The sequence below is a fragment of the Bacillus licheniformis DSM 13 = ATCC 14580 genome, assembly GCF_000011645.1.
GTDB lineage: Bacteria > Bacillota > Bacilli > Bacillales > Bacillaceae > Bacillus > Bacillus licheniformis.
In genome coordinates this window covers 3,966,568-3,981,108 of sequence record NC_006270.3, presented here as the reverse complement: position 1 = coordinate 3,981,108, position 14,541 = coordinate 3,966,568, and the positions used below count along the sequence as shown (strand labels likewise).

At 45.3% G+C, this 14,541-nt stretch carries 14 protein-coding genes and 1 pseudogene; 7 read left to right on the top strand and 8 right to left on the bottom strand.

The window, feature by feature from the left end; genetic code table 11:
- Positions 1 to 188 precede the first annotated feature (188 nt).
- The 4 genes from TRNA_RS41930 to TRNA_RS41920 all read left to right on the top strand — a co-directional run bounded on the left by TRNA_RS41930 (position 189) and on the right by TRNA_RS41920 (position 4,383).
- Positions 189 to 2,447 (top strand): glycosyltransferase, encoded by a 2,259-nt coding sequence (locus TRNA_RS41930; protein WP_003186428.1) that lies wholly within the window; start codon positions 189 to 191, stop codon positions 2,445 to 2,447.
- A gap of 140 nt (positions 2,448 to 2,587) precedes the next feature.
- Positions 2,588 to 3,271, top strand: coding sequence for a PLP-dependent aminotransferase family protein (locus TRNA_RS41925; RefSeq protein ID WP_231105287.1), 684 nt, complete (start codon positions 2,588 to 2,590; stop codon positions 3,269 to 3,271).
- Positions 3,271 to 3,483 carry a hypothetical protein gene (locus tag TRNA_RS44210; RefSeq protein ID WP_223307066.1) on the top strand — a complete coding sequence of 71 codons (213 nt, stop codon included), beginning with the start codon at positions 3,271 to 3,273 and terminating at the stop codon, positions 3,481 to 3,483. Before TRNA_RS41925 ends, TRNA_RS44210 begins: the two co-directional genes overlap by 1 nt.
- A gap of 60 nt (positions 3,484 to 3,543) precedes the next feature.
- On the top strand, positions 3,544 to 4,383 hold the full coding sequence (locus tag TRNA_RS41920; protein ID WP_003186423.1) for a polysaccharide deacetylase family protein: 840 nt from the start codon (positions 3,544 to 3,546) through the stop codon (positions 4,381 to 4,383).
- A 32-nt stretch (positions 4,384 to 4,415) separates the two neighbouring features.
- Here the strand turns inward: TRNA_RS41920 and TRNA_RS41915 are convergent, their stop codons facing one another.
- The 7 genes and pseudogenes from TRNA_RS41915 to TRNA_RS41885 all read right to left on the bottom strand — a co-directional run bounded on the left by TRNA_RS41915 (position 4,416) and on the right by TRNA_RS41885 (position 10,205).
- The gene (locus TRNA_RS41915; protein WP_003186421.1) at positions 4,416 to 4,667 is read right to left on the bottom strand and encodes a hypothetical protein; all 252 of its coding nucleotides are present in this window, start codon (positions 4,665 to 4,667) and stop codon (positions 4,416 to 4,418) included.
- A gap of 315 nt (positions 4,668 to 4,982) precedes the next feature.
- Complete coding sequence (locus TRNA_RS43990) at positions 4,983 to 5,156, bottom strand: hypothetical protein (RefSeq protein WP_003186418.1); 174 nt, start codon at positions 5,154 to 5,156, stop codon at positions 4,983 to 4,985.
- Between the two features lie 115 nt (positions 5,157 to 5,271).
- Positions 5,272 to 5,622 carry a YxeA family protein gene (locus TRNA_RS41910; RefSeq protein WP_003186417.1) on the bottom strand — a complete coding sequence of 117 codons (351 nt, stop codon included), beginning with the start codon at positions 5,620 to 5,622 and terminating at the stop codon, positions 5,272 to 5,274.
- 6 nt (positions 5,623 to 5,628) lie between these two features.
- Entirely contained in the window at positions 5,629 to 7,506 is a 1,878-nt protein-coding gene (locus tag TRNA_RS41905) for an FtsX-like permease family protein (protein ID WP_003186416.1), read from the bottom strand.
- A complete protein-coding gene (locus TRNA_RS41900; protein WP_003186414.1) occupies positions 7,481 to 8,257 on the bottom strand; it encodes an ABC transporter ATP-binding protein in 777 nt (258 codons plus the stop codon). Before TRNA_RS41900 ends, TRNA_RS41905 begins: the two co-directional genes overlap by 26 nt.
- 282 nt (positions 8,258 to 8,539) lie before the next feature.
- On the bottom strand, positions 8,540 to 9,520 hold the full coding sequence (locus tag TRNA_RS41890; protein WP_009329870.1) for a sensor histidine kinase: 981 nt from the start codon (positions 9,518 to 9,520) through the stop codon (positions 8,540 to 8,542).
- Positions 9,517 to 10,205, bottom strand: a pseudogene (locus TRNA_RS41885) (response regulator). Before TRNA_RS41885 ends, TRNA_RS41890 begins: the two are co-directional and overlap by 4 nt.
- Before the next feature lie 196 nt (positions 10,206 to 10,401).
- Between TRNA_RS41885 and TRNA_RS41880 the strand changes: the two are divergent.
- Complete coding sequence (locus tag TRNA_RS41880) at positions 10,402 to 11,448, top strand: lactonase family protein (RefSeq protein WP_009329868.1); 1,047 nt, start codon at positions 10,402 to 10,404, stop codon at positions 11,446 to 11,448.
- A gap of 80 nt (positions 11,449 to 11,528) precedes the next feature.
- Here the strand turns inward: TRNA_RS41880 and TRNA_RS41875 are convergent, their stop codons facing one another.
- A complete protein-coding gene (locus TRNA_RS41875; RefSeq protein WP_009329867.1) occupies positions 11,529 to 11,876 on the bottom strand; it encodes a helix-turn-helix domain-containing protein in 348 nt (115 codons plus the stop codon).
- Positions 11,877 to 12,091: 215 nt separating this feature from the next.
- Here TRNA_RS41875 and TRNA_RS41870 point away from each other — a divergent pair, with 215 nt between their 5' ends.
- Together TRNA_RS41870 and aspA are read left to right on the top strand one after the other, a co-directional pair.
- Positions 12,092 to 13,081: an asparaginase gene (locus TRNA_RS41870; RefSeq protein WP_003186405.1), complete on the top strand. Its 990-nt coding sequence runs from the start codon at positions 12,092 to 12,094 to the stop codon at positions 13,079 to 13,081.
- A 20-nt stretch (positions 13,082 to 13,101) separates the two neighbouring features.
- Positions 13,102 to 14,529, top strand: coding sequence for an aspartate ammonia-lyase (aspA, locus tag TRNA_RS41865; protein WP_003186403.1), 1,428 nt, complete (start codon positions 13,102 to 13,104; stop codon positions 14,527 to 14,529).
- The last annotated feature ends 12 nt before the right edge of the window (positions 14,530 to 14,541 follow it).

Sequence of the window (14,541 nt, the reverse complement as noted above, 5' to 3'; positions counted from 1 at the left end):
TTTGAACAAGAGACTATAGTCGTATAATTTCAGTTTTTAATAGATAAAAAGATATAATTTTTATAATTTTTTAAAGAAAATTAGGACAAATAGTGGTAATATATTTGAGTGCAAAAGAAAGAAATAAAGGAATATTTTAGAGAAACCCTGTAAAAAGGTTTTTTTATGTATCACATAAGGAGAAGAAAATGGAATTTATTTTACACTACTATCCCGCGGCAATGATTGCTCTGATTCTCATCGGTTTTTGGGGATCGCGGGTGAATTCGCGTTTTAAGAAGTTTTTAATCATACTGTGTCTTATGACGAACGGTGTGTATATTGTATGGCGGTTCGGCTTTACGCTGCCCGTCTCTCGCCCCGCCGATATCGTGATGGGCGTCATCCTGATTGCAACTGAATGTATCGGCTTTTTACAGCTCTTGGTCTTTTATACGCTAGTATGGAAGGAAAAGAAGCGGGAGCCGGAAAAGCTGGGCGATCAAGACCATCGGCCGAGCGTTGATATTCTCATTGCAACTTATAACGAGGAGCGCCATGTGCTGAAAAAGTCGGTGGCAGGCTGTCTGAACCTCGACTATCCAAAAGAGCTTGTCAACATTTATTTGTGTGATGACGGAAGGCGGACGGCTATTCAAAAGCTGGCTGAGGAACTTGGCGTTCATTACGTTACAAGGCAAAACAATGAGCATGCAAAAGCGGGGAATTTAAACCATGCGATGAGCTGCTCAAACGGGGAACTGATTGTGACGATGGATGCCGATATGGTTCCGCTCCCTTCATTTTTGCAGAAAACCGTCGGCTATTTTAAGAAGGAAAAAGTGGCTTTTGTTCAAACGCCGCAGGCTTTCTATAATGAAGATCCTTATCAGTACAACTTATTTTCCGGAGCGAACATTCCGAATGAGCAGGACTTTTTCATGCGCAGGCTCCAGGCTGGGAAAGACCGTTTTAATGCTGTCATGTACGTCGGCAGCAATACGGTTTTCAGAAGAACGGCTTTGGAGGAAATCGGCGGTTTTGCGACAGGTGTGATTACGGAGGATATGGCAACAGGGATGCTTTTGCAAACAAAATTTAAATCTGTTTTCGTCAAAGAAGTGCTTGCGGTCGGTCTCTCGCCGGAAACGTGGATGGATCTTTTGAAACAGCGCGACCGCTGGTGCAGGGGAAACATTCAGTGCGGAAAGAAGTGGAATCCGCTTTTCTTAAAAGGCTTGACGCCCATGCAGCGAATCCTTTATTTTGACGGCATTCTCTTTTGGTTTTTCGGCGTTTTTAAGATGGTATACATCCTCGCGCCGCTCATGTTTTTGCTGTTTGGCATACATAGCTTAAAGACTGATCTGTGGTCGATCACTTCGTTTTGGCTGCCTGCGTTTTTAGGTTCTTACCTTTCATTTAAAGCCGTTTCGGACCGGCAGCGCAGTATGAACTGGAGCCATATTTACGATACATCGATGGCGCCGCACATGGCGATATCGGCCTTGTCGGAATTCATTTTCAAAAAGCGGTTTGATTTTAAAGTCACACCGAAAGGCGTCAACACAGATCGGCGAAAATTCAAATATACAACGGCGCTGCCGTGTGCGATTTTGCTCGCAATGACGCTGCTTGCACTCGGAAAAACCCTTTATGAATTGTTGTTTCTTCATACGTTTGATATAAACGTCACTTCGTATAATTTATTTTGGGTTCTCTATAACATGACAGGGCTCATACTTGCGCTGCTCGTTGCCTTTGACAGGCCGAGGTTCCGAAGCTCTGAGCGTTTCACAGTCAACAAGCCGGCGGCTTTTTCCACCGTTTCAGTAGATGAGCACAAATGTGAACTGATCGATGTGAGCGACACGGGCGCGCGTATCAGACTGCCTTATACGGCTGATTCGGATATGTACTATCATGTAGACGGTCTGATCATAGATGCGGTCGGAAAAGTCCCGGCCCGGGTGATGTGGACGACGAAGGACGAGGCCGACATTGAAATCGGGCTGCACTTCAAAGAGATGGACAAGGAACTGTATGTGAAACTGATCGGTTTTATGTTTAATGAAGAAAATGCAAAAAAGGCCGACCGGGAAAAGCGGGCTGATACGTTGTCAACAGTGATACGCTTTTTAACGAAAACTGAAAAAAGCCCTGATGCATTCAAGAGAAAATACGTGCGCGAGGCCTTTCAAGGTCTGGGAACACTGCTGTTTCCCCGTGATTCAGAGAAAGGGGCTCACGAGGTTATGATTAAGGATATCAGCTTGTCAGGCTGTCAGATTGAATCCGGCTTCCCGCTTGAAATCAATGAACATGTGCTGGTTTCTATCAATGAGAAGGACCCGGATCAGCGGCTGGCGCTCGTCTGCTGGATAAAGAAGCGGAGAAAGCGATACACAGCGGGATTGAAATTTTTAGATGAACATGCATCAAAATCAATGGGAGACCCGGTAGCATAAGCTGCGGGTCTTTTTTTGTCAATGGTCTTCCTGTACGGTCCGCCCGTATTCGAATTTCATGCTTTGGTTCAGCATGTTTTCTTTAGCTGTGATCTCTCGGGGCTGAACAAAGAGGTGTCCGCTGTGCACCTGAGCAAATTGTGATCTGTTCCGGTACGCAGTATGCAGTCGGACTTCTTTGCCAGCTGCTCTCAATGAACGGCCGATTGGTTGCGTTGGAAAATCCGGGATATGATGGTGTGCGTTCTGTTTTCCTTAACCATGGATGTGATATTCAGCCAATTGGTCTGGAGACGGATGGGATCAATTTGACACAGCTTGCTGCAACACGGGCGAAACTCGTTTATATTACGCCATCGCATCAGTTTCCGTATGGAATGGTTCTGCCGATACAGAAGAGGCTGAAATTGCTTGAATGGGCAAGCCGTGAGAAGGCCTATATTATCGAAGACGACTATGACAGCGAATTCCGCTATCAGGGCAGGCCTATTCCATCTTTAAAAGCGCTTGATAAAAAAGAAAATGTCATTTATTTAGGGACTTTTTCAAAGTCATTTCTTCCGGGAGCGAGATTGAGTTATATCGTTCTGCCTTCAAAACTGGCGGATGAATTTCAAGAGAAGCTTGGCCGCTACAGCCAGTCTGCTTCACCCATCATTCAAAAAGCGATGTTTTTATTTAGGAAAGAAGGGTTTTTCGAAAGGCACATCCGTAAAATGAAAAAAGTATATCAAGAAAAGCACAAAACATTAATATCGGCCATTAAAACGCATTTCGGAAATGACGTGGAATCATCGGCGAAAAAGCGGGGCTCCATATTTTGATGAAGACAGACCGACATGCACAAGACCTCATACATAAAGCGGAAAAACTCGGTGTGAAAGTTTATCCGGTATCCGATTTCTGGATTAAGCCTCATGAAAGCAGCTCTTCAATCGTCATGGCGGGATTTGGGGGTCTTACTGCAGCGGAAATTGAAGAAGGGATCAGCAGACTGCGTAAAGCTTGGCTCTCCTCCTCAAAGCAGGAACAGTGAAAAATGCCCGTTCCGCACCGATATTAAAAAGGATTCAGTAGATAGAAAGCGGGAATAATTGTGAAAAAAACGAAAATGTTACTTGTGCTGTCTATGTTGATGGGGGTGCTGTACGGGTGTTCCGGTCATGAAACAAAAGGAGAGGAAAAAACAGAACCAAATACGGCTCAAAAAGCGGCAAAACAATCAAAACAGCAGGCGGAACATGATCCATCATCCAAGTGGGTCAAAGTGAAAAGCCCGGCCCGCATTCCGATTCTCATGTATCACAGCATTTCCTCAGGAAACAGCCTGCGCGTACCGGAAGGGGAATTCCGCGGGCATATGAAGTGGCTGAAGGATAACGGCTATTACACGTTGACACCTGAGGAAGCCTATATTGTCTTAACGCAAGATAAAATGCCGAGTGATAAATGCGTGCTGATTACGTTTGATGACGGTTATACAGATAACTTTGAAAAAGCGTACCCGATTTTGAAAGGCTATGGGATGAAGGCGACAATTTTTATGATCGGCAAATCGGTTGGCGGGAAGAACCATTTGACGGAGAAACAAATGAATGAAATGAGGCGAAACGGCATTTCGATTCAAAGCCATACCATTCATCACGTTGAATTGAACGGACTGGCACCGGGACAGCAGCTCGATGAAATGACGCGTTCCAAAGCGCTGTTTGATCGCATGTTCAGCCAAAATACGGTGATGCTGAGCTATCCGGTCGGGCGCTACAACGAAGATACGCTGAAACTCGCAAAGCAGGCAGGCTATCAAATGGCCGTCACAACAGAACCGGGAGCGGCATCTAGGGATCAGGGGATGTATGCGCTCCACCGCGTCCGAATCTCGCCGGGGATGTCGCCGGACGCCTTTGGGAAAATGGTGGAACACAGCAGACAATAGGAAAGACGGCATTTATCATGATGCCGCTTTCCTTATTTTTTTTCGTTTTGGTGCGTCGGGCTCATGACAAGCCGCAGATTCGGGCGCATACCTTCGGAGGTTCGGCGGTTTGCCGTCTGTCCGGGAGCGGTTTCGATTACCCTCAAAACTCCGGTCGGCGCAGCTGCCTGGCGGATCAATATTCTGCTTTTCGGTGCCGCTTTTTTATAAGAACTTTTGTTGTTCTTGTCAAAAAAGAATGAATACAAAATAAACAGAGCCAATAAAACCAGTAAAAAAATCATCTGGAAAAAACCCTCCTTATCATGAATGTCTTCTTTTAATATCGAACAAGTAGGTGCAAAGTTTTATATGTTTTGTATCAGAATCGCTTTATTGTGACTTTTAAATCGTTTGAAGAGCGGGAATCTGCTGTCTTTACATCATTCCCAATCGGAAGTCAGGTTAAACAACTGAATGAATAATGACGTATTTGGAGTTGATGTTGAATGAATGATGAAGGGAGATAGCTGGAATATACCCGGCTCACTGCAGCAAGAACTGCATACAGCCTAGGGATCCGAGCAGGAGCAGAAGTTAGGTTAACGCAGCCGCAGGTCTTAACAGCCGCCATCGCCGCCGCCGCCGCAATCACCCCCGCTGTCTCCGGATGAGTCAGGACCTCCAATAAAAAAAGTCGAAGAGCTGCTGCCGCTGTTTTTTTCCCCGGACGGCAACATGGAGGCGTAGAGAAGGAAAACCACCAGTATAAAACCAATTATTCCAACAATCATATGAAAACCTCCTAAACAATATGACTTCTGTTTTTATACGAGCAACGGGCCAAAAAGTTTCGGAATTTTGTTAAAATATAGTGATTCATAGAAAAAACGGCTTAGACGCCGTTTTTTATTGCTTGATCAATTTTTTCTGAACGGCACTCGGCATGCCGCCGGGCTGTACTTCTTCCCATGTCTCAACATATTTTCCCTTCGCGTTTACCTTTAGATAGGCGTTTCTTCGAAGGGAATCGCTGGCGGAGAATGTAATTTCTTTTTCCTTACCGGTGTCATTATATCCTTCCAGCGTGTACTCATAGCGGCCCGGGCTCAGGTGCTTACCGTCTTTGTTGATCTGGACATATACGCTTTCTTTCTTCACAAGTGGATTGAACCTGTCTGTCACTTCATTATGAATCAACAGAAATGCGCCGATACATACAGCTAAAGCGGCTGTAATGAGAGAAATTGTTTTTTTCATATTTTATCACCTTAAAAATCCTTTTAATTTTTTCAGATAGCTTTTTCGAATCATCATAAAGAATAATAGTTGGAAGATCAGAAATCCGCCTATTGTCATGATCACCGGAGATGCGAAATGACCAAGGCTCTGTGCCTCGAGCGTCTTCATCGCAAAATACGTATGAATTGAGGCGAGTACGAACGGAAAGAAGAACAGGATGGCCAATTGAATCGTTACGCTCTGCGACATTTCCTTTTCGCTCAGGCCGATTTTTGAGAGTGACCGGTAGCGCTCTTGATCTTCTTCAAGATCGGTAAACAGGCGGAAGTACAGAAAGCTCCCGGATGCCGTAAAAAAGAGAACCGCAATAAAGAATCCGATAAACAGACTCAGGCTTGGAAGCTGAACAGTTTCAAAATAATTGATGGCCTTTGCTTCAAATTGAAATTGGATATTGTGAGATTTTTCTCTGAGATCTTTTTCCAATGATTGGCTCATGTCGAGGCTCTCTTTCCAGCGGTTGTACTGATAGCCGTACAATGTGAGGGATTCGCCTTGTTTTTTCAGCTTTTCGAAGGTTTTGCCGTTTACGACAACGATGCTTTCTAACGAAATGAGCGGTTTTTTAATACCTTTTACCTTTAGCCGTTCATTTGCCGGCTTCAAATCTTTGTTCAACATGTCCAAGGTCTCAGGAATTTCCCGCTTTTCTTTTGCCTCAAAGGCGTTTGGATAATACAGCGCCTCACCGTCTTTCAGTTCACCGGAATTTAACTTGAAGTGCTTTTGGAATTCGCCTTCAGAGACCAGGAGCACCGGAGGAAGGAGATCTCCCTGGCTATAGCTCATATAAATTCCTTTTGTCACTTCCTTTGCATACGAAAAATGTCCGTCCTTCAATTTTTGTTCGATCACCTTAACGTGTGTTTGTTCCTTTTGGCTCCCGCTGTATAATAAGTACTCTATCTCATATCGGGAATCCAATTTTCCGATAGAAGTCTTGGAAATTACCAATGCACCCATGGCGGTAAAGGCGACCGCGGAAATGATGCAAACGAGAAAGAACAGGCGGGCATTATCCTTCAGCCGATAAACAAGATCGGATATCCAAAGCACGTTTTTTCCTCGTAAATAAAATGACCTCCGCTTTTTTAACAGCCGCAGCAGCCAAATGCTGCTTTGGCTGAAGAAGAAATAAGTCCCGATGATCGTCAAAATTAAGATCGTGACGGCTTGGGGAAAATGGATGTCGGCGAACAATACAAGCCAGTAGCCGGAGCCGAGGCAGCCGATGCCGACGACCGAAAAAATAATGGACGGTTTTGGCTCCGGTTTAATTTTCCCGGTGCCTTTGATCAGCTTGACAACGGTTTTTGATTTAATAAATAACACCGTAAATTGCGACAGCAGAATAAACAGCGCAAGAAAGCAGGCGGATGTAAGGGCCATCGCTTTCCAAGGCAGATACAATGGCAAAGCGTCCATTTCCAGAATATAAGCGCCGATCGTAAAGAATGTTTTTGCAAAAACAAGACCGCCGATGATGCCTGTAACGATCGAAAGCACGCCGATGATGATGTTTTCTGCGGTAATCAGCTTCCTCAATTGACCCGGAGCGATTCCCTGGATGGTGAGGATCCCGAATTCCTTGCTTCTCGACTTGAGAAAGGCGTTGACGGAATAAAGCACAAACAGAATGGAAAAGGCGAAAATCATCCATTCAGCCACCGACAACCCCCGTTTTGCAATGGTGTTTAAGTAGCCTTCCTCTAAAGCGGGGTGGAACAAAAACATCGCAAATGTGAAAAAAATCATCACTGAAAATGAGCTGCTTAAAAAGAAGGCGAGATAGGCTCTTTTATTCCGGACGACGTTTTTATAAGCGAACTGAAGAAAGGTCATTGGTATTTCCTCCCAGCATAGACAGCACATTCAGAATCTCTTCATAAAATACTTGGCGGTTGGCGCCGCGGTAAATTTCATTGAATAATGTTCCGTCTTTAATAAAAATGACGCGACGGCAATAGCTTGCGGCAACTGGGTCGTGCGTGACCATTAATATCGTGGCATTGTCGTTTTCATTAAGATGCTGCATCGTCTCCATCACGTCTTTTGATGCCTGCGAATCGAGGTTTCCTGTCGGTTCGTCGGCGAGGATGAGGGCGGGCTGATGAATGACGGCTCTTGCGATGGCCGCCCGCTGCTTTTGTCCGCCGGATACTTCAAACGTCCGTTTGTTCAAAAGTTGTTCAATGCCGAGTTTTTCAGCAATCGCCTGAAGTTTATCTTCCATGACGGAAAGCGGTTGATTTTCAAGCGTTAACGGCAGCATGATGTTTTCGCCGATCGTCAGTGTATCCAGCAAATTAAAATCCTGGAATACGAACCCGAGCTGCCTGCGGCGAAAGTGGGCAAGCTTCGCCCTTTTTAAATGATGCGGGTCTTCTCCGCGAATTAAAATGTCGCCGGAATCCGGGCGGTCAATCGTCGAAATGATATTGAGAAGCGTCGTTTTTCCAGAACCGGACGGCCCCATGATCGCCGTGAACTCACTTTCCTCGACATTGAATGAAATATCTTTTAAAGCCTGATGGGAGACTTGTCCTTTATATGTTTTATTGATGTTTTTAACGACCAGCATATTTGTTGTCATGATATCCTCCTTTTGCTGCGCTTTTTAAGGATGACCGTTTCCGGTATGTTATCCATTCCAGCGGGCTCCTCCGGAATGCTTTCAGCCAAAATGCGTTTATGAAAGGCTTGAATGGCCATTGTCCAGAAACTAAGAACGGCGGCCTCGTTTATATAACAGAATGTGCCGACTCTTTTCATAGACTCGGATTGCTTATAAAAAATCCTCCTTGCCACGTTTGTTTTGTAAACAAATCATATCAAGGAGGATGGGGATGAGCTATGCGGTTTTATTAAAGAAGACTTACATTTTTGTAAGAAATGAAAATTGCACAGTCGTTTCTTTTCCTTCTTCTGAATCGATGCTCACATCATGATTGAGCTTTTCGGCAATCTCTTTTACAAGGTAGAGGCCGATGCCTGTTGATTCCTGAAAGCGCCGTCCGTTTTCCCCGGTGTAATAAGGCTCAAATACGCGTTTCACATCTTGTGAAGGGATTCCGATTCCGTAATCTTTGATTTCCAGAATGATGCGTTCGCCTTTACGGAATATCGTCAAATCGATGCGTTCGCTTCTTCCTGACGAGTACTTCACAGCGTTAGTGATGACTTGGCCAGTGGAAAATCTGAGCCATTTGCGATCGGAGTAAATAACGGCGTCTTCAGCGGGAACCTGTTTATTTGGATAGACACGATGCTGTATAAAATAGCGTTTATAGCGCTGAATCAGCGAATTAAGCAGCTCGTCTAGTGACACGGCCTCAATTTTAAAATCTCTTTCAAACAGGTCAAGCCTTGATGAATAGAGGAGCGTCTCCAGTCCGTATTCAATCTGCTGGACTTCTTTTTTGATTTGTTTAAAAACGGGTTCGTCCTCTTCCTGGATGATCAGATTGATGACGGAAAGCGGTGTTTTCACCTGATGCACCCATTGATTCATGTAGGTTACCCTATCTTCCAGCTTGGACTCCATATCATGTATTTTGCGGTGGTGGAGCCGGCTCAGCTCCATATGTTTTTCATAGAGCTCTGAGCAAAATTCAGACGTCCCCAAAAAAGGAATTTCTGTATCTTTTTGATCTGAGCCGATCCATTGGTAGACTCTGTGTTCTTCATACCATTTGTATGAAAGATAAAGCGCAAGCGCCAGAAGCTGAACGCCGAGAATGTAAAAAAGGTGGGTGAAAGTCTGCATGCCGGCAAACCAATAGTAAAAAAATACGAATCCGCCCTGAAAGAGAAACAGAAAAATGAGAACGGCATGGTTTTTTAGGAACAGCTTCATGATTTCGTCCTCAGCTGATACCCTTCGCCCCGCACAGATTCAATTGAGAAGGGCACGTCCATGCTTCGCAGTTTTTTGCGAATCCTTGTAATATAGACATTTAGCGTGTTTTCATCTACAAATGTATCGGTTTCCCATGTCTTCTCCATTAACCGGTCTCTGCTTGTCACCTTTTCTCCTCTTTCAAGCAGCACTTCCAAGAGCTTGCTTTCCTTTTTTGAAAGCTCGAGCTTCTCATTTCGGCAGTGCAGCTCAAAACGTTCGACAAACAGCTGGACGCCTTCAAATTCAATCACTTTTTCACCTTGTTTTACTGCGTATTCTCCAAATGCCCTGCGAATTTGGCCTTTAATTTTAGCGAGACCACCTCATAGGAAAAAGGCTTCTCTATATAATCATCGCCGCCGTTTTCGATCGCCATGACCTGATCCATTTCTCCGCTTCTCGCCGAAATGAAAATGATCGGACAAGTCGAATGCTGGCGGATTTGCCTGCACCAGTAGTAACCGTCGTATGCCGGCAGATTGATGTCAAGCAATGCCAGGTCGGGCTTCTCTTGGAGAAATATTTCAAGGATAGAGGTGAAATCAGTCGCTGCAACAGTTTCGTATCCGTATTTTTCTAAATGATCGCGTAAAAGCTTCCGAATGTCTTCGCTGTCCTCGACAATCATGATTTTCGTCATTTTGAACACTCCTATGAACAAGTCTCCGCTGCCGATTTCTTTATAAAAGCGGCAGTGAAGGGCCTCTAATGTTAAGAATATCATAAAAAGTTTTTTTTCATGTGAGCGCTTAAGGTTTTTGCATACCAGATCATGATAATTCAGTTTCTCTGAGTTAAAATAGGAATGGACGACTGTCAAAAAAGGAGAGGATCAAATGGCGAAATACAGAGGTTATATCGGAACATATACAAAAGCAGACAGCGTAGGGATTTATACATTTGAGCTTGATACGGAAAAAAAGGCGTTAAGCACGCCGAAGCCGGCAGCAAAGCTGGGCAGTCCGACATATTTGAATATCGCCAAAGACAATGACATGCTTTATGCAGTGGTCAAAGACGGCGATAAGGGCGGGGTTGCCGCATATCGTATTGACGGTTCCACAGGAGAGCTGACTATCGTCAACCAGCAGACCGGGGAAGGACCGTCGCCTTGCCACGTCAGTGTGGATCAAGATAACCGTTATGTTCTGTCCGCCAATTACCACAACGGGACGATCTTGGCATATCCTTTAAATGAAAGCCGCGGCCTGCTTGAGCCTTCATCAAAAGTACAGCATGAGGGATCAGGACCGCATGAGAGGCAGGAAAAAGCGCATACTCATTATTCAGGATTCTCACCTGATGAGAAATATGCAGTGGCCGTCGATCTCGGAACGGATCATATCATCACGTATCAATTGAAAGAGGGCCGGCTTGAAGAAGTGAAAAAACACGCTGCTGCACCGGGCTCAGGGCCGAGACATATCGAGTTCCATCCACAGGAAAAGTATGCGTATGTATTAACAGAGCTGAGTAATGAAGTCATCGTGCTGGAATACAACCCCGATTTGGGTGAATTCAGAGAGATTCAAGTGATTTCGGCATTGCCGGAAGGCTTTGACGGCCATAGCCAAGGCGGCGCCATCCACATCACGAAAGACGGCAAATTTGTATACGCTTCAAACCGCGGCCACGACAGCATCGCCGTCTTCAGCGTCAACGAGTATTCGGGCGAACTTTCCCTGGTTGAACACGTATCAACTGAAGGGGAATGGCCGCGCGACTTTGAGATTGATCCTTCAGAGCAATTCTTAGTTGCTTCCAACCAGGAAACAGGGACTTTGACATTGTTTGAAAGAGACCGGACAACGGGCCGGCTGACGCTTTTAGAGTCTGGAGTTCCTGCTCCTGAAGCGGTTTGTGTGAAATTTTTACATCAATAAAAGCAAAAAAAACTTGATTGGCCTTTTTAGCCAGTCAAGTTTTTTCTTTTTATAGCATGCGGCGGTTAACCGCTGTCATTTTACTCCGCATCCAGCCCTTTTTTGACCTTGATAAACGCAACCATCTGCTTGATTTCTTCTTCGGAAAGAAGCGTTCCGTCGACTGCCAGCTTGAGCTTAGCCCAATCCGTCAGTTCAATGGCTTCGTTTTTAGCCTTTTCATCCCGGGGATCGTCAACTCTTCCGAGCAAAAAATCGGTGGAGGTATTGAATAAATCAGCGATTTCGATAAGCGCCTCTAAAGAAGGGCGGCGGTATCCCGATTCATAGCCCGCGTAAGTGCTTTTCGCAATACCGAGGCGGTCGGCAGTATATTGCAATGACCATTTTTTGTTTTTTCTCAGTGTTGTTAATCGATCTAAATTCATATCTTACGCTCCTTTTGATACACAGTGATTATAGCACATTATCAGTAAAAGTGTACGCGAAATGAATAAAGTTTCTTGATTATTTCACATTTGAGGACTATAATTGCATTGAAGGTACGCATAAAGCGTATACATTCCTGATGTATCAAGCCTTCTTTGCTAAAATAAATCATGATTTATACTGTATAAAACTACTTCTTAAAGAGGTGTAGCACATGAAAAAGTTACTGCTGTTGACCACCGGCGGGACCATCGCTTCAGTAGAAGGCGAAAACGGACTGGCTCCGGGGGTTAAAGCGGAAGAGCTTCTCAGCTATTTATCTGATGATCATTCAAATTATACGATAGATTGCCAATCTTTAATGGATATAGACAGCACCAACATGCAGCCTGAACACTGGGTGATGATGGCTGAGGCTGTATATGAAAATTACAGCCGCTACGACGGCTTTGTGATCACGCACGGAACCGATACGATGGCCTACACCTCAGCGGCGCTTTCATACATGCTGCAGAATATTGATAAGCCCGTCGCGATTACGGGTTCCCAAGTTCCGATTACGTTTAAGAAAACGGATGCGAAAAAAAATATAAAAGATGCGGTCCGCTTTGCGTGCGACGGCATCGGCGGAGTATATGTCGTCTTTGACGGCCGCGTCATTTTAGGCACGAGAGCGATCAAATTAAGAACAAAAAGCTACGATGCATTTGAAAGCATCAATTATCCTTACATCGCTTTCATTCACGATAAGGAAATCGAGTACAACAAACGGGTTCCCGAAGTAAAGCCAGGCGCTTTGAAACTCGATACCTCTTTAAATACCGACGTTTGTCTGGTGAAGCTTCATCCGGGTTTAAAACCAGAGTTTTTCGATTGTCTGAAAGGTTCATATAAAGGCATTGTGATTGAGAGCTACGGAAGCGGCGGCATTCCTTTTGAGAAAAGAAACATTTTAGAAAAAGTGAACGAGCTGATCGATTCCGGTATGGTCGTAGCGATCACGACGCAATGCCTTGAAGAAGGAGAGGATATGAGCATTTACGAGGTCGGCCGCAAGGTAAACCAGGATGCCATTATCCGCTCGAGAAATATGAACACTGAAGCGATCGTTCCGAAGCTGATGTGGGCTTTAGGGAAAAACGGACAACAAGCTGAAGTCAAAAAGATCATGGAAACGCCGATTGCAGACGATATCATCATATAAAAAGAAAGCAGGGTTAAAAAATGAAAGCTGAAATGACATACCGGACGGAAAAGGATTTTCTCGGAGAGAAGAAGATTCCGGCCGATGTCTACTACGGGATTCAGACATTGCGGGCAGCGGAGAACTTCCCGATTACAGGATATAAAATCCACGAAGAAATGATCAAGGCGCTGGCAGTGGTGAAAAAAGCGGCGGCGCTTGCCAACATGGAGACAAAACGTCTTTATAAAGGCCTTGGAGATGCCATCGTCCAAGCCGCTGATGAGATCCTTGAAGGAAAGCTGCACGATCAGTTCATCGTTGATCCGATCCAAGGCGGCGCAGGCACTTCAATGAATATGAACGCGAACGAAGTCATCGGAAACCGCGCACTTGAACTGCTCGGCCACAACAAAGGCGAATATATTCACCTGAGTCCGAATACGCACGTCAACATGTCTCAATCGACAAACGACGTATTCCCGACGGCGATTCATATTTCAACGCTTAAGCTGCTGGAAAAGCTGCTGGACACAATGGAATACATGCTTGATGCCTTTAAGAAAAAAGCACGCGACTTTGACCACGTCATTAAAATGGGGCGCACCCATCTTCAAGACGCCGTGCCGATCCGCCTTGGACAGGAGTTTGAAGCCTACAGCCGCGTGATCGAACGCGACATCAAACGGATTAAACAATCGCGCCAGCATTTGTATGAAGTCAATATGGGCGCTACCGCGGTTGGAACGGGATTAAACGCGGATCCGCGCTATATCGAAAATGTCGTCAAGCACTTGGCTGAGATCAGCGGTCTTCCGCTTGTCGGCGCTGACCATCTGGTAGATGCGACGCAAAATACGGACGCTTACACAGAAGTTTCAGCTGCATTAAAAGTATGCATGATGAACATGTCGAAAATCGCCAACGACCTTCGGTTGATGGCATCAGGTCCGCGCGCAGGACTTGCGGAGATTTCCCTTCCGGCAAGACAGCCGGGTTCATCCATTATGCCGGGGAAAGTCAATCCGGTTATGGCCGAGCTGATCAACCAAATCGCCTTCCAGGTCATCGGAAACGATCATACGATCTGCCTTGCTTCTGAAGCCGGACAGCTCGAACTGAATGTGATGGAGCCAGTGCTCGTCTTTAATCTCCTGCAATCCATCAGCATCATGAACAACGGATTCCGTTCGTTCACTGATCACTGTGTAGCAGGTATTGAAGCGAATGAAAAACGCTTAAAAGCATATGTCGAAAAGAGCGCCGGCGTCATCACTGCGGTCAATCCGCATCTTGGCTACGAAGCAGCTGCAAGGATTGCGAGAGAAGCCATTTTAACAGGCCAATCCGTCCGCGATCTCTGTCTTCAAAACGATGTGTTGACAGAAGAAGAGCTTGATCTGATTTTGAATCCTTATGAAATGACAAAACCGGGGATTGCCGGGGCTGAACTTTTAAATCGGGATTGATCTGGAAAAAAC